Genomic DNA, 23,258 nt, shown 5'->3' with positions numbered 1-23,258 from the left:
CTTCTACAACGAAATTAACTTTAAATAGTAAGGTGGTATTTAACAGATGCAACAGAATAACGCTGAAAAATTACAAAATGTTATTAGTGATGATCTATTTCCTCAAATGCAACACATATCGGACGTTAAGCAAGTTTTAGAACAAATGAAAGGCAATGCACAAGAATTACAAGAGCCTCAAATTAAAGCGCTGATTCTTCTTGAATCCTTGGGAAAAAACAAGTACTTACATGGAGATACAAACCCATACAAACCTTTAATTGATTTTGTAAGAGAAGGGAAAGTTCTTGTTGCAGACCCTGAATATTACATCAAAACGATTGAGGCACTTATACCGAAACCACCTAAACCCGTCGTATTAGCAGAAAAAGAAAGAGGTAGAAGATAATGGCTCACCACTTTTTTATACAAGGTCCACTTGGTTCAGGGAAAACATTCTTGATGTCATTATTCGCTCACCATTGGCGAGAAAAAGTAAGGGCAAGGGGTGGAGAAATACAATTATTCTCGAACTATGGTTTATTAGATTCTTCACCAATGACACATTATACAGATTGGTACGACGTAGCAAAGGCACAAGGGAGTATATGTTGTTGGGATGAATCACAAATGGCTTTCAGTAATCGTAGATGGTCAACTTATGGAGCTGGAATTGCTACAGAAGTCATGATGTTTACAAGGAAAATGAAGAGTGTTCAAATCTATTGTTCTCCATCAATAAACAACGTCGATACAAGAATAAGACAAATAGTAGAAGTATTAGTTAATGTGAGGAAAATAGGCAATAAGGGGTTTTCAATTCACTTCACAGACTATCAAACAGGGGAATTCATGCACAAGCAATTTTTACCCATGTTTAAAGCGCAACAAGTATTTAAAAAGAACTTATATGACACATACGCAATGGTTCAAGGTTTCCCACTACCTAAAACAGAGCGAGAAGGTAGCGAGTTCTTTAATAAACTAGAAGAAATACACAACGAATACCGAGCGCCTAGAAAGAAGTTGATTGTATCATGATGAAACTTTCAGTTGTTCCAGATAATTTTAAAGATAGAGATCCACGAAATTTACTTTACCACTTTCCATCCATGCCCGTAGTTAAATACGCAAAAATCATGCAAGAGTATTGTTTTTTCAAACAATTAAAAGTAGCCGAAGAAATGGCTCATAAACTTGGCTTTATCCTAGTTCCTTTTGATTGCATGAATTGGCAGAGAAAAAAGAACTTCAGTTCAGATCGTAAAGTGAAAATAGGTAGGAATTCGTATTTCATGATGAAGCTGAACGAATTAACCAAGTCCGAAAATGCTAAATTACGTAGTTACGTTGATGAATTAAGAGAAAAGGCTATATAAGAAAGGGGAATGAAATTATGCACTTAGAACTAAACGCAATTGAAATAGGAGCGTTAACATATCACTTAAACATCATGAGAATCCCAGTGAAAAAAGGGTTCAAAAAAACATACGGTTCGAAAGAGGGCAAGGTTGTATTTGAACGTTATGACTCAGTAAGCGAAAAAGTAATTAACTTGCTAGCTGGTATAGATAAAGGGAAAGAAGAACTAGAATCAATCACTTATGAATTAGAGTTAGATGATGAGCAGGTGGACACTTTAAAAGCATTTTTGGATTGGTATTCAAAATCACTCCTGGAACAAACCGTAAACACAGGGGTTAAGATACCGGAATTAACCTTATTGGTAGATTTAACGGTGAAAATAAAAACAGTAGCAGCTTAATAGCTAGTTAGGAGATCGCAACCATGTATGATAAATCTTTATTTGTTTTAGGTAAGGTGATAGACGATTTAAGAGCAATCCCGGACTATAATGATCAGGTTCTAAAAGTAATTAGAAGTGAGTATGTCAAAAAGAATATTAACCTTCGTTGTTATGAACACCTTGTAAACCTCTTGACATGCTCTAATTTAAGAGCAAATGAAATGAAGAGAGATATAAACGATTATATCGACAGAAACTTCCAAAAGGGGGGAGTTTCGATATAAAAGTATGAGGAGAGATTAATCATGAATTAAATTAATATGAAGAATAAGTAATACTTTATTTTATAAGAAAAAGTTAGTGTACTTTTATTCTTAGGTAAAATGATACCAAGAACTTTTTGTCAACAATCTGAGATATAAGTATAAAGTTTAGATTTTTATAACAGTAATTTCTTGATATCATCATAGTTTATAGTAATCTTTTAATGAGAGGTGAACTTCTATGGTGAACAATATAGAATATAAGATGAGTGAGCAGTTATTTCTTGATGTTTGGAATAAATGGGATGCCCCAGAAGAATTATCTAATAGCGTTGATATAAGCAATTTCTTAAATGAATTAATTAAAGAAAGCGATGGATTAGTCATTCTTGACCATTTTTCTTATATTAATTTTGATTATATAGAATATATAAAACATCAAAATCAATATACCTTACTTTACTGGAAAGATTATGATGTTCTAAGGAAAAAGTTTGTAGATAAGTCTATATCTCAAGAAGAAATTGAAGAATGGTTGATTGATGGAAACGTTACTTATTTATATATGCTATTACATATAAATAAATTAAAATTTGTTAAAGTTAACAACAATCATTTGTGCATTTTGTTTTTATTACATTTAATCCCTAACAAAAAAGTAAAACATTTCTTAATGGGACCAAATGATGAATTGATACTTGAAGATGATAATAAGGAAGATTTATATAAGGAGTTTGATTTTATTGAAGGACCAAAGGAAGAGTATCGAAGACATTTATGCTTAGTGAATAATTTACCTTACTATACTTGTCTTATTCAACCGAAAGAATATAACTTAGATACAATTTATTCTCGTCGTATATTACTTAATGAAACTATTCAAGAAATAGAAAACAGAATGAAAAGAGTCCTTAATTCATTAAGTGGGATTGATGATTTTGAATATGATGAATTATATGCACAAGGAAATACTATTAGACGAATATTAGAATATTCTTTAAAGTTTTTTTGCTTGTATAAAGGAATTGAAATTAAGCTAGATGATAAGTATGGACACATTAGTTTAGGAGATTTAAAGAAAGAAATAAAGAGGGGCAATCTTGGATTTAACATCAAACCACAGTTGATAAATACAGCAAATGAAATGTCCCATGATTCTGGTGTTATTTTTAGTAAAGATGAAATAATTAATTTTTGGGAAGATGTGATGAAAGTATTAAAAAGTGTGGAATTGGAGATATTAAAGAATTAGTTCTTTGATAATACTACGTAAAAACATATCTATATATATAACAGTTAAAGTAGATTAATACAAAGTTGTTTTGACTCTGAAGTAATGTTCGATAATATATGAAAAAATAGATTAATTGTATAATCCAAAAAACTTTGTCAAAATCCTATATTTATATGTAGGATTTTTTTGTTGGTCAAAAAAAAACCATATAGCCATATGGATAAAGAATTTTTTAGATATTTTCTGCCAATATTGTTATTTTATTTCATTTTATATACTAATATATATGTTTTATTTACATTTTTCGACATTTTTCTTATAGGACTTCAACTAAAATAGGTACACTAGGGATTATCATAAAACAGGGAGTATGATGAGATGGATGAAGGAAAAGATGTAATTACATTCGATAATGGTGGAGCAGAAGCTATAAAGGGATTTAATTTTCAGAAAGCAAATTTAATATTACTAGCTATTAATAACTATAAAAAAAGCGAATTTAAACTATACATTGAAGCTGAAGATGACATTGTTGTTAAATATCAAAATTATAGAGCGATTATTCAAGTGAAAAAACAGAAACATACATTTAAATCAATTACTAAGCAAGAAAAAAGAGTAAAGAAAGATTCTGAAGGTATGAAGTTTACTGAAACCCTTCCTTCTATTTTAGAAAAAAACTTAAAATCAGGTACAGAGGAAGATGTTTTTAAAATCTTTGTAAAGGATATTGGTGGGACTGATAAAAAGGAATTAAATTTAAAAAAACCAGGTTCAATTTGTTCCGAACTTTATGAATTAAATCCTGAAGCGAAAAAAAAGATTATTAATGTTTTGCCAGAAGAATTGGTAAATAAAATTGAAAATTTTTACTTTTTTATATCACCTATACATGAAAATCTGAAAGAAGCTGAAAAATATCTAATAGGTTCCTTAAATGAAATTGGTGTATCAGTTGACGACAATAGGGGTAGAGCAATTCTTGCTGAGTTGTCATTAACAATAGACCAAAAAGCACAAGAGATAATTCATGACGAACTTCATAAGGAAATAAAATCAATGGATGGAGTCTACCTTTCAAAATTATTTGTTTCTAGTAAAGCATTAAATGAATTTGACAACATCTTAGACTCTTTAGAATACAATGCATTATTTAGAAAACTAGTGAAAAGTGAAAGACTAAAAATTGAGTTAAATAAAACAAGTTTAAAAGAGGATATGAAGAAAACTTTAATTGAGTATTTAGAACAAAATGTAAATCTTGAAAACGACTCAAATAAAAAAATTGTAGACTATCTAATAGATAGGTATAAAAAGGATGACTCAAATATAAGTTCTTTAGTGTCTGTCGCCATAGAAAGCATATGTGAGTTAGGGGATGAATTATAATGCTTATACATAATATCATTATATATGATTACATAAATCAAAGGATAAATAAATTTGATTTTGATTTTCATGTAAATATATTGGTAAGTGAAACAAACACGGTAGGGAAGTCGAGTTTGATTAAATCTATTTATCATTGTTTAGGTTATAATATTAAAATTTGGCCGAGTAATTGGAATGTTAATAATATGATCTTTCAAATGGAAGTATCCCAAGATGATAGAAAGCATCTAATCACTCGTCATAAGAATTTATTTTACATTGATAACAGAAAAGAAATACTTACTGAAAAAGAGTTTGCTTTATGGCTTCAAGGTTTATTATCAATTTATATTAAACTAAAAGATAAAAAAAACAAAAATTTATCTGATGTTTATGCTAGCGAAATTCTTCTTCCTTTTTATGTGGACCAAGATAAATCATGGAATGGATTTGTGTATTCTAAATCATCGGATTCCTTTGGAAGATACACCAATACTGTAAAAAGTATATTTGATTTTTACTTTGAAATTGCTAACAAAAAATTGATTGATCTTGAGATTGAAAAAAGCAACTATGAAATGGAACTAGGCAATACTATAAAGAAAGTAGAAGCACTTATTCTTTTAGAGGGTGAACATTCAGAATTATCATTGCCAGTAAATATTGATAATTATATTGATAAAATTAAACAAATAGATGACTTACATATTAACAATTATTTAAGGAAGATCAATTCATTAAATAGGAATGTTTCTGAAATAGATAATAGTATAATTGAGATTGAAACAAAAATTAATCTGCTGGATAGAGAAATTTCAGAATTAAATAAGCTTAAAACAAACTATAATAAAAAATTTAACGAGATTAAGCATACATGTATTCACTGCAATTCTAAATTAACTCAGGAACAGTCCCTTACGAGACTCAAAATAAGAAATAATAATTATGAAATATTAGAGCAAATAGATAAAAGTAAACAATTAAAATATGAATATGAAGATGAAAGAAAAGAAATACAAATTGAAAAGGAAAAACTTCTAAAAAAGGTTTCAGAAATTGAAAAAATAATAGAAAATAATAAAGAATACCAAGAGTTGGATTCTTATATAGAAGATAGAGTTAATCAAGGAATAACTAATAACTTTTTTACAATTGAACAAAAACTCTTAAATGAAGAGAAAGAAAAAGTTAGTTCAATCAGAGTAGTAAAAAAAGAAATATCAAAAGAAAGAAAACTTGGAACTCAAAAAAGATCTGAAATCAAGAAGAAATATGAAGATTTGATAAATGAATATGAAAGACATTTTAAAGGTCTCAAGTTAGATGATAGTGGTTTTTATAGTTTTAAAGAGGTTACTGGTAGTGGCATTGATGCAAATAAAAAAATGTTAGCTTTATACACTATATATGCGAATTTAATAAGTGAATATTCAAGTGTGAGGGTACCTTTTGCAATGGATTCTTTCATAAAAAATGAAACTGCTACTGAATTGAAAGAACAGATGTTTAGCTTTTTATCTAATTACTACTTGTCAATCAATGGCCAGATCTTTTTTTCAATAATAAGTGAAAATCTTAAATACTTGGACCAAAATTGTGATTATAATTTCATCAATTTAGAGAAACCAATCTTGGCAAAAATAAATGAGGATAATAAAGCTTTAGTTGAAGCGTTTGAAATAATAAATATCTAATACGAACTTTGAAATCATTCAAACAGCATTTCGTATAATTGTATGTTCAATTAATTAATATCATTATCTGTAGTACTTCCAAATTGGTGTGCTGTTTAAAAAACTCTATTAGATTAATAACTTGGTTAGACTTTCTAAACTTTGTTGTCGACACTTAAAAGAACACGAAAAGCAAGAGGACTCCCCCTATATGGGAGTCCTTGAGAATATGAAATGAATTTTGGTTGAAGGAGACTTTTACTAAAAAGAGGGGGGATAAAAAGATGTTATGGAAGTACCTACTAAAACATAAGATTACTTGATTTAGAAAAGAATATATTAATAATTCTTGCTTTAATTCTCGGTTTTGAAATTAATCTTAAAGTATAAACTCAACAATCATTTCCGCAAAAACTCGATATTAATGAGTTTGTAGCTGTGTATATGATGGTTAGTTAAACCAATACAACCGCCACTCGACTCTAATGTCTGCGTATAAAAACATTTCAGATGAGAAGTTCCGTTATTATATCCTCAAGCAAAAAGCCGATGTGTTCCATTCGATGAAAAGTTTCTTTAAGAAAGATGAAGAGAATAAGAAGTATGCGTAAATTACGCCGGCCTTTGCCTAGTTTGACTATAATAGAAGGTTACCCTAGCTAAGGCTAGGGTTCTAGAATTATACAGTTTGGTTATAAAACTCTTCCTTATGTTGGATATATTTTGGTCTCCAACCAAAATAGTAGCATACGGAGGATTTTTTTTTATTTTGTACATAGCTTTCCAGTTCCTTAGAAAGAACCTTAAATTAACGTGTTTTTAAATATTTTTCTTATTATAGAAACGATACTGCTGATAAAAATTTGTTTGTATTTTTTAATTATTAATAATAAAATGTCATGTTATAATATCTTTCAACATAACCTGTAACCTTCAAAAACACCAATGGGAAGTATTTGGATTTTTGCTGTATTCATATAGGAAAAATACAGGATGAAGAACGGAGGGGGAATTAGGTTGATCAGAATTGCTATTGTAGAAGATGATGAGAAGGAAGCAAGTATACTAGAAAAATTTATAAATCAATATGGAGAAACAAGTAAGGTATCATTTCATATAGAATTGATTAAGGATGCAATTCATCTGTTGGATCATTATAACCCTGTGTATGACATTATCTTTATGGATATCGAGATGCCTCATTTAAATGGAATGGAGGCCGCTGTAAGGTTAAGGGAACTAGATAATGTAGTGACTTTGATTTTTGTAACGAATATGGCTAAGTATGCGGTAAAAGGCTATGAAGTAGATGCCCTTGATTTTATTGTGAAACCTGTTAGATATTCAACATTTTCTATGAAGTTTAAGAAAGCGCTAGCAAAGATATCATCCAATAAAGATATTAATATTGTGGTCTCAAGAAAAGGGGGCATCGTCTGTTTAACTTCCAGGCAGATGATTTATATTGAAGTAGTGGGACATAGACTCATTTATCATCTAAGTGATCATACAGTGGAAGGTTTTGGCTCGTTATCTGATTTGGAAAAGCAATTACAAACATGTAACTTTTTGAGATGTAATTCCTGTTATCTAATTAATCCTCAATATATTTCGCATGTTCAAGGTTATACAGTGACCATGACGAATGGGGATGAATTACAAATCAGCCGTCCGAGAAAGAAGCAGTTTATGGCACAGTTAGCAGATCTACTTGGAGAAGGGAAAGACATGAAACTATGAAAATACTGGAAAGTCTCTATGAATTTCGTTTTATCATAGAATTATTTATGCTGAGTTTTTTATTTACTACTTCTTTTCAAAGAAGGAAACATTTTGCTTGGAGGTACCTTCTTCTTATATTCTTATGTCTGGGTATGGTGGCTATATTTTTGTATATGAGAGAAGACTATCTGATGTTTAGCGTACCATTGACCATAACTCGCTACATCGTATTATTTTTTGCAGTGATGGCAGGTATCATGTTTTGTTACAATGTACGAGTTCTTACTAGTATTTTTTGTGTGACAGCTGTTTACGCTATTCAGCATTTAATCTATGATTTCCACCAAATTGTTATGGCAATCTTTGATCTAAGACAATATAGTCTCCAAAATAATACCAGTTATATCTTATATGTTATATCTTATTTTTTAATAGTAAGTATTTTGTATGTATTGATTTATTATTTCTATATTAAGAAATTTATAAAGCCTGAAGAAAAGCACTTTCAAAATAGGATTGTATTAGTATTGTGTATTTTTGTGAACTTATATGCTACAGTATTTTCCATTATATTTCGAATTACTCAGGAGAACGCTCAATTTGAAATTTTTCTAATTTGTGTGCTTCTTGATATTATGTGTTGCCTTTTTACAATGTACCTATTGTTTTACATTTTCAATACCAGTGTATTACAGGATGAATTAAACATCATTAAATCAATTTTAAAAAAGGACAAAGACCAATTTAAAGTTTCACAGGCAAATATTGAGTTGATTAATATAAAATGTCATGATTTAAAGCACCAATTGACTCATTTATCGAGCAAAATAAACAAGTCTGAATTAGAGGAATTAAATAAAGTGATATCCATCTATGATATCCCTATGACTGGAAATCCGGTACTAGATGTAGTGATTGCTGAGAAAAAATTGCAATGTGAGCGGGAAGAAATTGAATTTACATGTATGGTTGATGGTGAAAAGTTAGGTTTTATGAAAGAAACAGATATCTATTCGCTATTCGGAAATGCATTGGATAATGCGATTAATTCAGTAAGGAAAATTAATGAAAAAGATCAACGTGTCGTTAGTTTAATTATTAAGGATACCATGGGACTTATTTCGATTCACTTTGAAAATTACTTTCAAGGAGAGCTACTCTTTGAAAATGGACTTCCTGTTACAACAAACAAAGATAAGGACTATCATGGATTCGGTATGAAGAGTATGAAATATCTAGTAGAAAAGTACGGAGGAGAGCTGTCAATAAAGATAGATGAAAATGTATTTAATGTTAATATTGTTTTTCAAAGTCAATAAAATTTCAGTTTAGGTAATGAAAATTACAGTTTAGGAAAGATGTATTGTTTACTAAAATGTAACCACTTACAATTGGATTAGTTCTCCACGAATGGAGGCTAATCCTTTTTGGGTTTAATCCGCGGAAATCCATTATAAGGGGTGTTAGTGAGAAGTAGAATGAAATTGGAAACGCATACTTGAGTTTGGATTTTGGTATATTTATTTGTTATACAAACTTGCATTAGAATAACAAAATATTAAAAGCAATATTCTAGCTAGCTTTTTAAGCTTAGCACTTGAGGAGGATGAAGATGTTTAAACGATCCAAAGTGTGGCGTGGTTTGGCTTTAGTGTTTGTTCTGATTTTTGCAATATCCGCCGTAACAGGGATGACGTTGGAAACGTACCGTTCGGCAGTTGATGCATTTTTTGGAACTACCAGCAGTAAAACTGTAACAGAAGAAGTTGAAAATGAAGAAGACACATGGACCTACAAGTCGAAGTTTAAAACGGCCGAAGAGGCCTTTGAAGGGTTGAAGGAGTTTGCGATCAAAGAATCCCAGGAAACAGTTGCTCTTTTGAAAAACGAGAGTAGTGCGCTTCCGATAGCTGGTTCCTCAAAAGTCACCCTATTTGGTGTCCGTAGTTATGCCCCGGTTTACGGAAGTAATGGGGGAAGCATTACTGACGGATACGCAACAGTAGAGATATTTGATGCATTTGCAGAAAGAGGATTTGAGCTCAATCCTTCTATGCTTGCTACCTATGAATCATATTTTAAAGATAAGGAATGGACCACACCGCGTTATGGCAGTGGTATTATCCCGGAATATGCGGAAATAACTGCTTACAATGATCCTCGCGAGCTGTCTCTGGATGAACTTCGGGATCTGAATCCTAACTTTGACCAGGACTACGCCGCATATAACGATGCAGCAATCGTTGTGGTGGGCCGCCCTGGCGGAGAAAATGGCGACGGTTACTATCCCGGCGAGGCAGGTCTTGCCGATGGGGTAACTACCGTGACTGGCAACATTCTCAGTATAAGTGATGAAGAAATGGAAATTATCGAAGAGGCCAAGGCGAACTTTGATAAAGTCATTGTGCTTGTTAACTCTGTCAACCAGATGGAAATCGCAAACCTGGAGAATGATCCCGAAATCGATGCAATAGTCTGGATTGGCTTCCCAGGAGCATATGGTTTCTACGGTGTTGCCGATGTGCTTAATGGTACCGTTTCTCCATCTGCTTATCTTGGTGACATTTATGCAAAGAATACTGCATTGGCACCTTCCATGAAGAACTATGGAAATATTCCATGGAAAAATGCATCTGATTTTCCTGCAGAGGCTAACGTAAACTCGTACTTGATTCAGGCAGAGGGAATTTATACAGGTTATCGCTATTATGAAACCCGTTATGCAGATATTGTACTTGGTAATGGTGGAACAAAAGCATCTGCGGGGACTTATGCCAATGATGATGGTACCGTTGCAATTGAGGATGGTACTTGGAACTATGAAAATGAGGTAGTCTACCCGTTTGGTTATGGTCTGTCCTATACCACTTTCGAACAGACCCTTAACGAAGTGAGCATCCTTGGTACCAAGGAAACAGCTTCAGTTACAGTGACTACGACTAATACAGGTGAGGTCGCAGGAAAGTCTGTTGTTCAAGTTTATGCACAGGTTCCATATACGGATTATGATAAGCAGTATCATATTGAAAAATCAGCCGTTCAGCTTATGGACTTTGAAAAAACAAAAACACTGGAGCCTGGGGAATCAGAGACCATCACAATGGAAATAGATCTTGGAAATCTTGCAAGCTATGATTCTGAAAACGCAAAAACCTTTATCGTTGATCCAGGTGATTATTACTTTTCCATTGGTAGTAATGTTCATAATGCGCTCAACAATATTTTAGCCGCTCAGGGAAAAACAACGGCTGACGGTATGACGGTAGAAGGAAATTCCGGCAAGACTTATAAATGGACATGGGAAGGTGATGTAGATGACAGGACCTTCTCTGTGAGTGAGGCTGGAGTAGAAATCACAAACGCCCTTTCTGAAGGGGATTATTCGATGGACATTAACTCGTTCCTTCCTGATACAGCAACTTACCTGTCAAGAAGCGATTGGGATGGTACGTTCCCGAAAACCTATTCTGGGTTGGAAGCAAACGAGAAACTGTCAAAGTTGCTTGGAAATGACTTCATTCCTCTTAGCACTGATGACGACGTATCTGATTTGACTTTTGGGGACACTACCAGCGACTTGACTCTTAATGATTTGAAAGGTGCGGATTTTGAGGATCCTCGCTGGGATGAGCTAGTCGACCAGGTATCTGTGGATGAATTCTTGGGCTTTGCACAAGATGCTTTCCATAATATCGCAGCAATCCCATCGGTCGGTTTGCCACAGTATGCAGCAGACGATGGCCCTGGTGGCTCTGACTCTCACTATCTACCAGAAGGGACCTATCAGGGTGAGCCATACCCTAATGCGAAAGATTATGAATCCGGTACAAGAGTTGCTCCTTCTCCAACGAATTTAGCGTACAGTTGGAATAAAGAGCTTGCCTATGAAAATGGTGAGATTATTTTGGGTGAAAGTACTCTTATGTTCAACCTGCCGATCATGATTGGTCCGGGCATGAACATTAAACGTCATGCCTATAACAGCCGAGGCGTGGAGTATTATTCAGAGGATCCAATTCTCTCCGGTTATATCGGTAGCGCAGTTGTACAGGGTGCGCAGTCGAAAGGAACGCTTGTGAATATAAAACATGCGGCTTTCAATGACCAAGAGATTAACCGCTCAGGAATTTCAGTGTTTATGACAGAGCAGAAGGCCAGAGAGCTTGAGCTTCGTAACCTTAAGCAAGCTTTTGTAGCAAAAGGAAAGCCGGCATCCTTTGTTGTCGATGAGTCTAAAGATGAAACGTACACTACCGGTGCCCTTGGGGTAATGACCTCCTATAACCGCATTGGCGCAGTCGCCCCAAGCGCAAACAGAGGTGTCATGGTGCAAATTATGCGAGGCGAATGGGACTTTAATGGATATAGTGTAACGGACTTTACTGGAGTTACTCTTAAAGCGGCACCTAAAGAATCGATTCTGGCTGGAACGACTGCTTTCTGCGGCTTTGGCGAAGCTACGGTCAACTACTGGAATGCTGAGAGCCTAAGCGGTGACAGGGATATGCTTGAAGCAATTAAGCAGAACACCCATTATCTTCTATATTCTCTTGCGAATAGCGCTGCCATGAATGGGGTTAATGCTACTACGCGTACTGAGGATGTCATGACTTGGTGGAGAATGCTTTACACTGTGTTAATTGGTGTATCTGCTGCAGGAACAGCGGGCAGTATTGCAGGCTATACAGTTTCGCAATATCGGAGAAAAAAAGAGATGAATGTGGGGGAGGTAAAATGATGAAAAGTTTAACAAAATCTGGCTGGATCATTTGCATTGCAATGAGCACAGCCCTTGCAGGAATGATTTTGTATATCGTTACTTCTACCACAGGCTATCTTGCTGGTACTACGGTAGATCCGTTACCAATCATTTTCACGGTTGTTGCGATTCTTCTGGCTAGTACGCTTGTTGTAGCAACAAATAGGTTGAATCCTCTTCTAATCGACCTGTTTGTATTTACTTCCGCGGTGCTTATCATCGCAAGCTTTGCACTATTTGTACTTGGAAGGACCAGTCTGGCTGCAGATGTATACTTTATCCCGGTAAACTATCCGAAGGAAGAAGAGGTTGCTCTTAACATATCGATTGTTGGCTTGGTGAGTTATTTTATTTCTATCATTACAATGATAATTGTTGGATTTTCTGACAAAATTAGAAAAGACTATTCGAGTAATAATACCAAATATAAACAAAAGAATATGCCAAGCTGAAAATAATACCTATCTCAGGCATTATAGTAAGAATAAGCTAATTAGATTGATTAATTAGCTTATTCTACCTTTCTGCCATAGGCTATTCAACAGTTCAAATTTACTTAGAAGATATCTCCGTTTAAAGGTAGTGAAACTATGAAAATACTATGGAATAATGATTGGTTTTTTTCTAGGATTGGTGAGAATAATGAAAAACAAATAACATTGCCACATGATGCTATGATTCTAGAGAATCGATCTCTGGATAGTCTTGGTGGTAAAAATACTGGATGGTATGAGGGCTATGATTATCTGTATACCAAGAAGTTTTTTGCACCATCAGAATTCGAAGGAAAGAAACTTATTATCGAGTTTGAGGGTGTATACCATAATGCAGAAGTCTATCTAAACGAAGAAAAGATTGCCTTCAGACCATATGGTTATACAAATTTTTATGTAGATATCAGTAAAAAACTCAAAATTAATGAAGAAAATGAAGTGAAAGTTGTTGCACGTAATGCTGATCAGCCGAACAGTCGCTGGTATTCTGGATCGGGGATATACCGCCCCGTACAGCTATATGTTCTTCCAGAAGAGCATATCGTACTAAATGGTATTAAAATTAGCACTTTAAATTATCAAACTAGGACTATAGAAGTGGCAGTAGAGACCAGTACACTTGGTATGATAGATATAGAGATTTTAGATGGAGAAACAACTCTTGACAAAGCTAATTTACAAACTGATGGGAAAGTGGTTTGGACACAAGATTTACCAGATGCCAAACTATGGAATACAGAAACACCTTATCTGTATACATGTAAAGTGAAGTTTGGTGAGCATGTTGAAGAAGTTGTCTTTGGTATACGACAAATAGAATGTACTAGAGAAAACAGCTTCTGTATTAATGGTGAAAGAGTTATTTTACGTGGAAGTTGTGTGCATCATGACAATGGAATTCTAGGTGCTCGTGCCTATGATTTTGCAGAGGAACGGAAAGTTAGAATTATGAAGGAAGCAGGCTATAATGCAATTCGTTCTGCTCATAATCCTTGTTCAAAAGCAATGTTAGATGCTTGTGATCGATTGGGAATGTTAGTTGTGGATGAATATGTGGACTGTTGGTATATTCATAAAACGAAAAATGATTACGCACTTTATTGTATGGATTGGTGGAGGCAGGACTTGAAAGATATGGTGGATAAAGATTTTAATCATCCTTCTGTGATCATGTATTCTACAGGGAACGAAGTGTCTGAAACCGCGGAAGAACGTGGAATTAAGTTTACAGGTCAGATGACGGAATACCTCCATCAGTTGGATGATACGAGGCCTGTAACGTGTGGAGTCAACATTTTCTTTAACTATTTAAGTTCTCTAGGTTTTGGCGTATATACTGACAAAAAAGCAGAAAAAGCAGTGTCAAAAGGAAAACAAGAAGCAGTCGGTAGCGAATTCTTTAATAATCTTGCAGGTATTTTAGGAGACCGGACGATGAAACTAGGTGCTTCATTGCATGGCTGTGATGTGAAGACGAGAGATGCTTTCGCAAATATGGATGTAGCTGGCTATAATTATGGTATTTACCGTTATAAAAAAGATTTAAAGAAATATCCAGAGAGAATCATTGTTGGCAGCGAAACATTTTGTAATGACGCGTATCGATTCTATGAATTTGCAAAACAAAACACGGGCTTAATCGGGGACTTTGTGTGGGCTGGTATGGATTACTTAGGAGAAGTTGGTGTAGGAGCATGGGAATACCGGGATTATGCACCTGATTTTACTCATCAAGTCGGCTGGGTAAGCGCAGGGAGCGGCAGGGTTGATTTAATAGGCAATGAATTAGGAGAAGCCAAATATACTAAGGTCGCTTTTGAAATTGACAAGATTCATATTGCTGTTGTACCAGTCAATAATGCATTCAAACCTCATTCACCTTCAGCCTGGAAAATGACAAATGCAATGGATAGCTGGTCTTGGGATGACTGTGATGGACAAATGACGAAGGTAGAAGTTTACGCCAGAGCTTACAGGGTTGCATTGTATGTGAATTCTAAAAAAGTCGGGGAAAAGAAATTAAGAAATGATTGTAAAGCTATTTTTAAGACGAAGTATTACAGAGGTCAGGTTGTCGCAATTGCTTATGATGAACAAGGAAAAGAGATTGCGAGAACGTTATTGGAATCTGCAGGTGAAGAAACAAAGCTTACTGTATTACCAGAAGATGAAAAGCTAGGGATGGATGATCTTTGCTATATTCGCTTGAAATATACGGATCATACTGGTACAAAAAAACCTTTAGCAAGAGGTGATATTAAGGTAAGTATTAAGGGTGGCGAACTTCTTGCCCTAGGGAATGCATGTCCATATAATGCTAGGGGATATAACATGGATGTCACCGACACTTATTATGGGGAAGCACTTGCGGTAGTCAAGCCTAAAGGAGTTGGAAAGATTGAAATTTTCGCAGAAAGCCAATATGGGAACGCACAGTCCAGTGTCATGGTTATTTCAAAATGATTAAGAAAAGAGGTTCCTTGGACGCTTTCATAGGAAAGGAAATCAGAATGAATAAAGATGATACAAAAGGTGTAGGGAAAATCTTGAGTATATGGGATAGGTTCCGTGAAAAACATCCTGGTAAGGCAGAGTTTTTTGTATTCCTCATGTTGAGTAATGGTATTACAGTCATTCAATTAATGCTCATGCCGATACTGAAGTCCCTGCTTGAACAGACTAATCTTGTAAACATAATGTTTCAATTAGGTCAGGTTGGAAGCAATTTTGATGGAAGTCCCTATTATATTTTCAATTACCCTGCAGGAAGTTTGGGAAGCGGGGGCGGAGGTGGACTGGCATATTTTCTTGCGGTACAGATAACCCTTGCCATTGCTCAGGTTATTAACTTCTTTGCACAGCGAAATATTACCTTTAAATCCACAGGGAATATATGGCGTGCAGCAGGTTGGTATGTAATAGCATATATTCTAATTACAGTAGGAGCCGCTGTACTTCAAGGGTTTTATAAAGCTCCAATATATGAACTATTCATTAACACTTGGGGGATGGGGAAAACTGGAGAAACATTAGCTGATATCATTTCAATGCTCATTTATTGTGCAGTTTCTTTCTGGGTGTATTACCCTATTTTGAAAATCATATTTAAACAGAAATAGTATAGACTCATAAATTTCCAAGAAGTGTTAGATATGTCATAATCCATATAATAAAATACGACCTTTTGCTATTCAGATTTTATGATTAATTTTATGTTCTTAAACTATGAAAAAGACCGGGCCTATGCTCGGTTTTTTTGTGTAAATGGAAAAAAGAGATAATCTAATGAAAGAAATGCCCTTATTCTTGAAGAGTTCGTAGTAAAAAGAACTAGATCTATTCATAAATAATAGATAATTTTAAAGAAATGGTTTCAGGTTATAATCAGGTTATAATTACGAATAATCTAGTAGAGCTTAACAAACAAAAAAGTGAACTTAAAAATCCCTTAATTAAGGGGGCTTTTTAGGGTTATCGGAGGATCAATTGAAGTTTAAAAAAGGTGGGGAATATGCGAATTGCTTATAGTGTAATAAGAGAAATTCACAATAAAAACTTTCTTCCGCAGGGTAAGGATTATGGATTAAACCCCTACGAATTTGTAAGATTAGTTAGGCATCTTGAAGAGCTAGGATATATTGAAAGGGTTTTAATCATAGATGATGAAGTTCGTTTGGGACCTGCCCGTATAACAGAAAAAGGGAGAGAACTAATAAAAACGCATACTAAATATGAAGAAGATTACCCTTTTAAGAGAGAGAATCTAAAAAAATGGATCGCAGCAGTGGAAAAAGAGCAATACTCTAATGGGGCAGAAGAAGGTTAAAAAAGAGGTTATGCCGGGAGAGAAACCTACCGTAATCCATACATATTCAACGTTAGAATGAGACAAGAATAAATAATGGCAAGATCATTTCTAATCATTATGGTTTGGAATTTTTAATTTGTTTCTATACTCAATCGGCGTCAACCCCGTAACTTTTTTAAAAACGGTATGAAAATAATTTTGAGAAGAAAAACCAAGCTGTGTAGAAATCTGAATAATCGGCATTTCTGTAATTTCAAGTAAACGGATAGACTCCTTTATTTTCATTTCATTAATAAATTCAGTAACAGTTTTACCAGTCTCCTGTTTAAAATGCCGACAAATATAAGAATAATTCATGTTTAAATGATTAGATATACTCTTTCCTGTAATCTTTTCATAAAGATGTGCTTGTACATATTTATAAATTTTATTTACTAGTAGTGAGTCGGACAACAGTGTGCGACTTCGAGCGGTTCTCTGTGTATAGTCTATAAACATTTGCTTTAAAAAGTTGGTGATTTCGGAGGTATGATCAAACTTTTCAATTTGTGTGAGGTAGTGAGTGGATACAGTCATAGCGGTGTCATAATCTAGGCCACCTTTTACAGCTGCTCTCGAAGCAAGCCCTGTAGCAAATATAAAGATGTTTTTCAGAGAGCGGACAGCGTCTGATGCAATTAAAGGAACTTCACCACTATCAGAATTAAAAAACTTCAAAACATCCTCTAATGCTATTAAATTACCATATTCAATATTAGAAAGAATCTGTTTTTCTATAAAATCGTTAAAATGATCAATAAAGCCTGGTTCGACGGTAATTGATTTCATAATTGAAGGTTTTATTTGAGATTCAATCTGAACAACATCATGTTCAGTTACCCCATTTAATAGATAATCCAATAAGCACAATATACCTTTAAATTGTTTAATCTCACAACGAGGTATAGTGTTTAGCCAGAGCAATAATTCATCTGTTCTTTTTGCTGGCTGCTGTAGATTTGCGAGAATACTCTGTGCTTGTTTTCGTGTATATTCTCTAGAAGTAGCAGGGCCAACAATGACATACATAGATGAATTGTGAAATCGAACAAGACCACAGTAACTATTTTCCGATGACACCACATAGCATACACTATGAGACGTGTTTAGGGCATTGTCCATGATTCTGTGGGAGGGATTTGGCTGAAAACCATCAGAACCATAACTATGTATATGTTTTGGGCCATCGAAAATTTGTAATGGTAATTTAATAGCTTCATAAATCTTGTGTAAAACTGCATGTTTCATTACTTGCACCATCCTTAAGACAAAGAGCTGTCGCTTTTGTCCAAACTTATATCAATATTTTATAACAAAAACAAATATTTTATAATACATGTTATCTGAATTATGTGAAAATAAAGTATCAAATTACTGGAGGTTAGATATGGTACAAGAAAACAATGTAACCGTTAACATTTTGCGAGAACCGGAGTTTCAAAAACCGTACATCGATATAGATGAATGGAGAGCGGGTTCAGTACGCTATCATTATATTCATGGTGGATTTAAGGGTACTGAGGTTAGATTCTCTCTATACTTTCCTGAAAAAGAAGATTATCAAGGAAGATTTTTTCATTTTGTAGCACCGATTCAAGGGAATGAGGATGCTTCACAGCAATTAAAAGGAATTGAAGATAAAATTCGTTTTGCAATTACTAATGGCGCTTATTTTGTTGAATCTAATATGGGAGGATCTGATGCAACCGGTGACACCCTTTATCGTAGTAGTGCAGCTGTTGCAGAGTATTCACGTGTAATCGCTGCAAACTTATATGATCATCATCGTCCATATGGATATATCTATGGGGGGAGTGGGGGTGGCTTTAAGACAATGAGCTGCTTTGAAAGCACAAAAGCTTGGGATGGTGCAGTGCCATATGTAATTGGATCACAGATGGCGATACCAAGTGTTTTCACGGTTCGTGCTCATGCATTGCGTGTTCTTAGAAACAAACTTTCGATGATTGCTGATGCAATTGAGCCAGGTGGTAGTGGTAATATCTACGCTGGTCTCAATAAGGAAGAGAGAGAGGCACTTGAAGAAGTAACGAAAATGGGATTTCCGAAAAGAGCATGGTTTTTACGAGAAAATGTAGGTCTAGGTGCACTGCCGATTTTTGTTCCTATGATGGAGCAAATTGACCCTCAATACTTCGAAGACTTTTGGACGAAGCCTGGTTATCTCGGAGCAGACTCTAATGGTTCAGCTGTACGAGATCGAATTCAACATAAAACAGTCATTACTGAAGCCCACTTAATAAACGATGAAATAGGGAAAAGTGAAGAAAAAACGGGCGTTGATGATGCATGGAAAAGACTACAAGCAATCGATATCACAAAGTTCCAGCCATGGATGAAATTAGAAACTGTACCCGTGGGAGATGTGTACTTAACAGGTGCCAATATCATGATCCTAAGTGGTGATGCAGCAGGCGCTAAGTTACCTCTAGACAAATTAGAAGGGGATAAAGCATTTGTTGGTGTTGGCTTTAAAATGGAGAATATGATTGAAATTCTTGAAAAGGTAAAACCAGGCGACGAAATCATGTTGGATAACTCAAATTTTATTGCGATTCAAACCTATCACCGCCACCAGGTTCCATCATCTGATTATGCGGTCTGGGATCAGTTCCGAAACGAAGCGGGGGAACCATTGTATCCACAGCGACCGTTTCTACTTGGACCCATGATTACCCGTGGAGGGGCTGGTTCCTTACAAAGCGGTCGTTTCGATGGAAAAATGATCGTGGTTGCCACCCTGCTAGACCATGATGCATATCCATGGCAGCCTGATTGGTACCGTAAAAAGGTAAAGGAAAACTTTGGGGGGGAAGAGACCGAGAATTTCAGACTTTGGTACATTGATCATGCCCCACATGGCGACTTTGAAAAAACAGACGATGAGTTGCATCTGGTTGGTTACCTTGGGGCTCTTCATCAGGCACTACTTGATCTTAATGATTGGGTCGAGCGTGATGTAGCTCCTCTTGAAAGCACTAAATATGAGGTTGAGGATGGACAAATTTCCTTACCAGTAAGTGCAAATGAGCGAAAAGGGATTCAACCTACCGTTAATTTAAAAGTTAACGGGGAAGAGAGGATAGTCGTTGATACCGGTGAGCAAGTACAATTTACAGCAGAAGTGGAAGTACCGATAAATGCTGGTCAGTTAACTAAGGTAGAATGGAATTTTGAGGGAGAAACCGAAGTGTTTAGTCAAGGTGAGTTTACCACCATTGATAATCGTGTTGCCTTTGTAAAAGCAGAGCATATTTTTACTCATACTGGGACATTTTTCCCAGTATTGCGTGCCCAATTAAACCGTAAAGGAGATGTGAATGATAGTTTCACCCAGGTTCAAAACATTGGACGTGTACGTGTAGTTGTTAAATAAAGTAAAAGGCATTTGATACATTGTATCGAATGCCTTTTATACCTACTAATAAGCTTACGTATCTAATAAATGATGTTTTTCTCGATAAATCTTTGGGGTAACACCAGTCACTTTTTTGAAAACCTTCGTAAAATAGCTTTGGTCGTTAAAGCTTAATAATGTACATATTTCAGATATTGGTGTTTTAGTATAAGCGAGAAGCTTCTTGGCCTCATTAATTTTTGTCAGTTGAATATATTCACTGACCGTTATCCCGACTTCTTTCTTAAATAGGGCAGAAAGGTATTTAGGGCTAAGCATAATCTTATTTGCTATATCATCATGAGAGATGTCCTCGTATAGATGCCTGTAAATGTAATCTCTGCATATGGTAATTGTTTTCGAATAGCGGTCATTTTGTGCTTCTCGAACTTTTTCGGTGAAAGTATAAAGGATCTCCTTTGCCAATAGTCTAATCTTATCCAGGCGATCTAATTCTTCTACCTGTAGGATAAATCGGTCATGCAAACCAAATGCAATTTCATCATGTACGCCCCCTTCGATTGAAGCCCTAGATGCTAGGGTAATGAGAGTTATTATATGATTTTTAAATGAACGAATATAACTAGACTTGGACAAAATAGTTGATTCTTCTTCTTCCTTATTCGGAAGATTTTTTATTTCATCAACTCTACCTCCTTTCACAACCTCTAACATCGTCTTTTCAAAAATTCGATCATGAAACCGATTCAATTGTAAATTTTCAGAAATGGCTAATTCATTTTTATCTATTTTGTCGATCAGATCCACATGCATTTTATTTTTCTCTTCAACTGTCTTTGGAGAGAGCAATACATGGTTAAACATCTGAAAGATGATTGTACTAATGTTTATTAGTTTTTTAGTTTCAATAATCGGAATTGACTTATAATACTCGAAGACTTCCTCACGAGAGAAAAATGATCGTGAATCATGTACTAATCCACTTATAACTTTATCTGATATTGGATTGGGTAGAGACGGTCCGACTAAAACAGTTCCTTCGAAGGATCTATTATGATAAACACTACATATGATAAACTTCTCCGAAAATGCCGATTTCGTAATGACGGGATAATCAAATTGGTTAGTAGCGTTAAATTGTAATGGATTAAAAAACCTTTGTTTTTGATTCGCATAAAGAGGATTTAAAGCTCGATTTGTCAGGCTTTCATGAACGATTTTCCAAGCTGGGTCGATGAATATAACTGATAAATCAAATGTTTCTGCTACAAGGTCACATATCTTTTTAGTTGTTTCAATGTGAGAGCTCATCGGTTTACACCTTCCTTCATAAAGATGAGGTGAAATTCTAAGTATAATACTTATTTTACAAAAAAAAATACATAAATACCATAAAGATTTTTAATAGAGTGATAGGATTATTTTGAAAGCATTTTCTATTTATTTTACATTCCGAGTCTGAAAGGAAGATTGACAATGAAAAAATTTAAAAGTGAGTTTATGATCGGTGCTGCAACTGCGGCACATCAAGTTGAAGGCAATAATGTACATAGTGACTTTTGGACAATGGAGCATATTCCGGGAACAATGTATAAAGAGCCGTCTCTAGATGCTGTTGATCACTACAATAGATACAAAGAAGACATACAACTACTTGTTGATGCAGGCTGTAATACCTACCGATTTTCAATCGAGTGGGCACGAATTGAGCCAACGAAAGGGGAATTTGACAAGCACCAAATTGAACATTACAGAGAGGTACTTGAATTTTGCCATCAAAAAAATGTCACTCCTATTGTGACAATGCATCATTTTTCTTCACCGAAATGGTTAATCTCCGAGGGTGGTTGGGAAAGTGAAACAACGATTGAATACTTCGGTAATTACTGTAAATATGTTACTGAAGAATTGGGTGACCTAATCCCTTATATCTGTACGATTAATGAAGCGAATATGGGTAAGCAAATTGCGAAAATCATGAAAAAAATGCAGGCTGTACAAAAAAATGATTCTGCAAATAGTACAGAGGTCCAGGTTGGACTTAATATGGATGACATGAAAGCGAAAATGCAAACCTATTACCGTGCGTTGGGTGAGGCATTTGGAATTGATCCAAGAAATGTACATTCATTCCTTTCTCCAAAGACGCAAAATGGTGAACGTATTATTATGAAATGCCATGAAAAAGCAAGAGAAGAAATTAAAACGACAAATCCAGATATTCAGGTTGGCATTACCTTTTCACTTTATGATCATCAAGCGCTACCAGGTGGTGAAAAATTTGTAGAACAAGAACAGTATGAGGATTTTCTTGAGTATTTACCATATCTCCAAAATGATGATTTTCTGGGAGTTCAAAATTACTCCCGAAAAATCCATGGCCCGGATGGAATTGTTTCAAATAATGAAAATACGAGATTGACAAAAATGGGTTATGAATATTATCCAGAAGCATTGGGAAATGTACTTCGATTTGTTTCCAAGCACTGGAATAAACCGATTATTGTGACGGAAAATGGTATTTCTACTGATCAGGATGAGGAAAGGGTAGAGTTTATTGACCGTGCTCTGACTGGTGTACACCAATGCATAGAAGAAGGAATTGATGTAATCGGCTATACGCACTGGTCCTTACTTGATAATTTTGAATGGCAGTTAGGTTATGCCCAAACTTTTGGATTAATTGCAGTTGATCGTTCGACACAAACCCGCTATCCAAAGGAAAGTCTATCATTTTTAGGCAGTATAAAAAACAGGGGGTTAGTGCAAATACAAGAGTAAGGGAGCTAT

General features: G+C 34.8%; 19 protein-coding genes and 1 pseudogene. 18 read left to right on the top strand and 2 right to left on the bottom strand.

Annotated elements, in window-relative coordinates:
- The first annotated feature begins 46 nt into the window (after positions 1-46).
- The 16 genes and pseudogenes from BLQ56_RS14545 (at position 47) to BLQ56_RS14475 (ending at position 17,068) form a co-directional block, all read left to right on the top strand.
- On the top strand, positions 47-388 hold the full coding sequence (locus BLQ56_RS14545) for a hypothetical protein (protein WP_090855766.1): 342 nt from the start codon (positions 47-49) through the stop codon (positions 386-388).
- Positions 388-1,020: an ATPase gene (locus BLQ56_RS14540; RefSeq protein ID WP_090855763.1), complete on the top strand. Its 633-nt coding sequence runs from the start codon at positions 388-390 to the stop codon at positions 1,018-1,020. The genes BLQ56_RS14545 and BLQ56_RS14540 overlap by 1 nt, the downstream gene beginning before the upstream one ends.
- Positions 1,017-1,358 (top strand): hypothetical protein, encoded by a 342-nt coding sequence (locus tag BLQ56_RS14535; protein ID WP_090855760.1) that lies wholly within the window; start codon positions 1,017-1,019, stop codon positions 1,356-1,358. The genes BLQ56_RS14540 and BLQ56_RS14535 overlap by 4 nt, the downstream gene beginning before the upstream one ends.
- A 17-nt stretch (positions 1,359-1,375) precedes the next feature.
- Entirely contained in the window at positions 1,376-1,744 is a 369-nt protein-coding gene (locus tag BLQ56_RS14530) for a hypothetical protein (protein ID WP_090855757.1), read from the top strand.
- Positions 1,745-1,767: 23 nt separating this feature from the next.
- Positions 1,768-2,010, top strand: coding sequence for a hypothetical protein (locus BLQ56_RS14525; RefSeq protein WP_090855755.1), 243 nt, complete (start codon positions 1,768-1,770; stop codon positions 2,008-2,010).
- A gap of 220 nt (positions 2,011-2,230) precedes the next feature.
- The gene (locus BLQ56_RS14520) at positions 2,231-3,241 is read left to right on the top strand and encodes a hypothetical protein (protein ID WP_090855752.1); all 1,011 of its coding nucleotides are present in this window, start codon (positions 2,231-2,233) and stop codon (positions 3,239-3,241) included.
- Between the two features lie 360 nt (positions 3,242-3,601).
- A complete protein-coding gene (locus BLQ56_RS14515; RefSeq protein WP_090855749.1) occupies positions 3,602-4,612 on the top strand; it encodes a dsDNA nuclease domain-containing protein in 1,011 nt (336 codons plus the stop codon).
- Positions 4,612-6,288: a coiled-coil domain-containing protein gene (locus BLQ56_RS14510; RefSeq protein WP_090855746.1), complete on the top strand. Its 1,677-nt coding sequence runs from the start codon at positions 4,612-4,614 to the stop codon at positions 6,286-6,288. Before BLQ56_RS14515 ends, BLQ56_RS14510 begins: the two co-directional genes overlap by 1 nt.
- Positions 6,289-6,722: 434 nt before the next feature.
- Positions 6,723-6,878: pseudogene (locus BLQ56_RS23895) on the top strand (sporulation protein YhbH); the annotation flags it as partial.
- A 406-nt stretch (positions 6,879-7,284) separates the two neighbouring features.
- Positions 7,285-8,007 carry a LytR/AlgR family response regulator transcription factor gene (locus BLQ56_RS14505; RefSeq protein ID WP_090855743.1) on the top strand — a complete coding sequence of 241 codons (723 nt, stop codon included), beginning with the start codon at positions 7,285-7,287 and terminating at the stop codon, positions 8,005-8,007.
- Positions 8,008-8,162: 155 nt separating this feature from the next.
- Positions 8,163-9,308, top strand: coding sequence for an ATP-binding protein (locus tag BLQ56_RS14500; protein ID WP_238457278.1), 1,146 nt, complete (start codon positions 8,163-8,165; stop codon positions 9,306-9,308).
- 293 nt (positions 9,309-9,601) lie between these two features.
- The gene (locus tag BLQ56_RS14495) at positions 9,602-12,727 is read left to right on the top strand and encodes a beta-glucosidase (protein ID WP_090855737.1); all 3,126 of its coding nucleotides are present in this window, start codon (positions 9,602-9,604) and stop codon (positions 12,725-12,727) included.
- Positions 12,724-13,200: a sodium:proton antiporter gene (locus tag BLQ56_RS14490; RefSeq protein ID WP_090855735.1), complete on the top strand. Its 477-nt coding sequence runs from the start codon at positions 12,724-12,726 to the stop codon at positions 13,198-13,200. Before BLQ56_RS14495 ends, BLQ56_RS14490 begins: the two co-directional genes overlap by 4 nt.
- 138 nt (positions 13,201-13,338) lie before the next feature.
- Positions 13,339-15,705 (top strand): glycoside hydrolase family 2 TIM barrel-domain containing protein, encoded by a 2,367-nt coding sequence (locus BLQ56_RS14485; RefSeq protein WP_090855733.1) that lies wholly within the window; start codon positions 13,339-13,341, stop codon positions 15,703-15,705.
- A gap of 47 nt (positions 15,706-15,752) precedes the next feature.
- The gene (locus BLQ56_RS14480; RefSeq protein WP_090856042.1) at positions 15,753-16,361 is read left to right on the top strand and encodes a GtrA family protein; all 609 of its coding nucleotides are present in this window, start codon (positions 15,753-15,755) and stop codon (positions 16,359-16,361) included.
- Between the two features lie 392 nt (positions 16,362-16,753).
- Entirely contained in the window at positions 16,754-17,068 is a 315-nt protein-coding gene (locus BLQ56_RS14475; protein WP_090855730.1) for a hypothetical protein, read from the top strand.
- 90 nt (positions 17,069-17,158) lie between these two features.
- On the opposite strand, the gene BLQ56_RS14470 is transcribed toward BLQ56_RS14475, so the two are convergent.
- A complete protein-coding gene (locus BLQ56_RS14470; RefSeq protein WP_175490311.1) occupies positions 17,159-18,337 on the bottom strand; it encodes a helix-turn-helix domain-containing protein in 1,179 nt (392 codons plus the stop codon).
- Between the two features lie 139 nt (positions 18,338-18,476).
- On the opposite strand from BLQ56_RS14470, the gene BLQ56_RS14465 reads away from it, so the two are divergent.
- A complete protein-coding gene (locus BLQ56_RS14465; protein WP_090855725.1) occupies positions 18,477-20,486 on the top strand; it encodes a hypothetical protein in 2,010 nt (669 codons plus the stop codon).
- A gap of 54 nt (positions 20,487-20,540) precedes the next feature.
- Here BLQ56_RS14465 and BLQ56_RS14460 read toward each other — a convergent pair whose 3' ends face one another.
- The gene (locus BLQ56_RS14460; protein WP_090855722.1) at positions 20,541-21,779 is read right to left on the bottom strand and encodes a helix-turn-helix domain-containing protein; all 1,239 of its coding nucleotides are present in this window, start codon (positions 21,777-21,779) and stop codon (positions 20,541-20,543) included.
- A gap of 165 nt (positions 21,780-21,944) precedes the next feature.
- Here BLQ56_RS14460 and BLQ56_RS14455 point away from each other — a divergent pair, with 165 nt between their 5' ends.
- Positions 21,945-23,249 carry a glycoside hydrolase family 1 protein gene (locus BLQ56_RS14455; RefSeq protein ID WP_090855719.1) on the top strand — a complete coding sequence of 435 codons (1,305 nt, stop codon included), beginning with the start codon at positions 21,945-21,947 and terminating at the stop codon, positions 23,247-23,249.
- Positions 23,250-23,258: the final 9 nt, after the last annotated feature.

The organism is Litchfieldia salsa, from assembly GCF_900104555.1.
GTDB classification, from domain to species: Bacteria; Bacillota; Bacilli; order Bacillales; family Bacillaceae_L; genus Litchfieldia; species Litchfieldia salsa.
This window is presented reverse-complemented; position numbering and strand designations above follow the sequence as displayed.

Coding starts and splice junctions, on each gene's coding strand:
- BLQ56_RS14545 (WP_090855766.1), top strand. CDS start 47: ATGCAACAGAATAACGCTGAAAAATTACAAAATGTTATTAGTGATGAT.
- BLQ56_RS14540 (WP_090855763.1), top strand. CDS start 388: ATGGCTCACCACTTTTTTATACAAGGTCCACTTGGTTCAGGGAAAACA.
- BLQ56_RS14535 (WP_090855760.1), top strand. CDS start 1,017: ATGATGAAACTTTCAGTTGTTCCAGATAATTTTAAAGATAGAGATCCA.
- BLQ56_RS14530 (WP_090855757.1), top strand. CDS start 1,376: ATGCACTTAGAACTAAACGCAATTGAAATAGGAGCGTTAACATATCAC.
- BLQ56_RS14525 (WP_090855755.1), top strand. CDS start 1,768: ATGTATGATAAATCTTTATTTGTTTTAGGTAAGGTGATAGACGATTTA.
- BLQ56_RS14520 (WP_090855752.1), top strand. CDS start 2,231: ATGGTGAACAATATAGAATATAAGATGAGTGAGCAGTTATTTCTTGAT.
- BLQ56_RS14515 (WP_090855749.1), top strand. CDS start 3,602: ATGGATGAAGGAAAAGATGTAATTACATTCGATAATGGTGGAGCAGAA.
- BLQ56_RS14510 (WP_090855746.1), top strand. CDS start 4,612: ATGCTTATACATAATATCATTATATATGATTACATAAATCAAAGGATA.
- BLQ56_RS14500 (WP_238457278.1), top strand. CDS start 8,163: ATGAGAGAAGACTATCTGATGTTTAGCGTACCATTGACCATAACTCGC.
- BLQ56_RS14495 (WP_090855737.1), top strand. CDS start 9,602: ATGTTTAAACGATCCAAAGTGTGGCGTGGTTTGGCTTTAGTGTTTGTT.
- BLQ56_RS14490 (WP_090855735.1), top strand. CDS start 12,724: ATGATGAAAAGTTTAACAAAATCTGGCTGGATCATTTGCATTGCAATG.
- BLQ56_RS14485 (WP_090855733.1), top strand. CDS start 13,339: ATGAAAATACTATGGAATAATGATTGGTTTTTTTCTAGGATTGGTGAG.
- BLQ56_RS14480 (WP_090856042.1), top strand. CDS start 15,753: ATGAATAAAGATGATACAAAAGGTGTAGGGAAAATCTTGAGTATATGG.
- BLQ56_RS14475 (WP_090855730.1), top strand. CDS start 16,754: ATGCGAATTGCTTATAGTGTAATAAGAGAAATTCACAATAAAAACTTT.
- BLQ56_RS14470 (WP_175490311.1), bottom strand. CDS start 18,337: ATGAAACATGCAGTTTTACACAAGATTTATGAAGCTATTAAATTACCA.
- BLQ56_RS14465 (WP_090855725.1), top strand. CDS start 18,477: ATGGTACAAGAAAACAATGTAACCGTTAACATTTTGCGAGAACCGGAG.
- BLQ56_RS14460 (WP_090855722.1), bottom strand. CDS start 21,779: ATGAGCTCTCACATTGAAACAACTAAAAAGATATGTGACCTTGTAGCA.
- BLQ56_RS14455 (WP_090855719.1), top strand. CDS start 21,945: ATGAAAAAATTTAAAAGTGAGTTTATGATCGGTGCTGCAACTGCGGCA.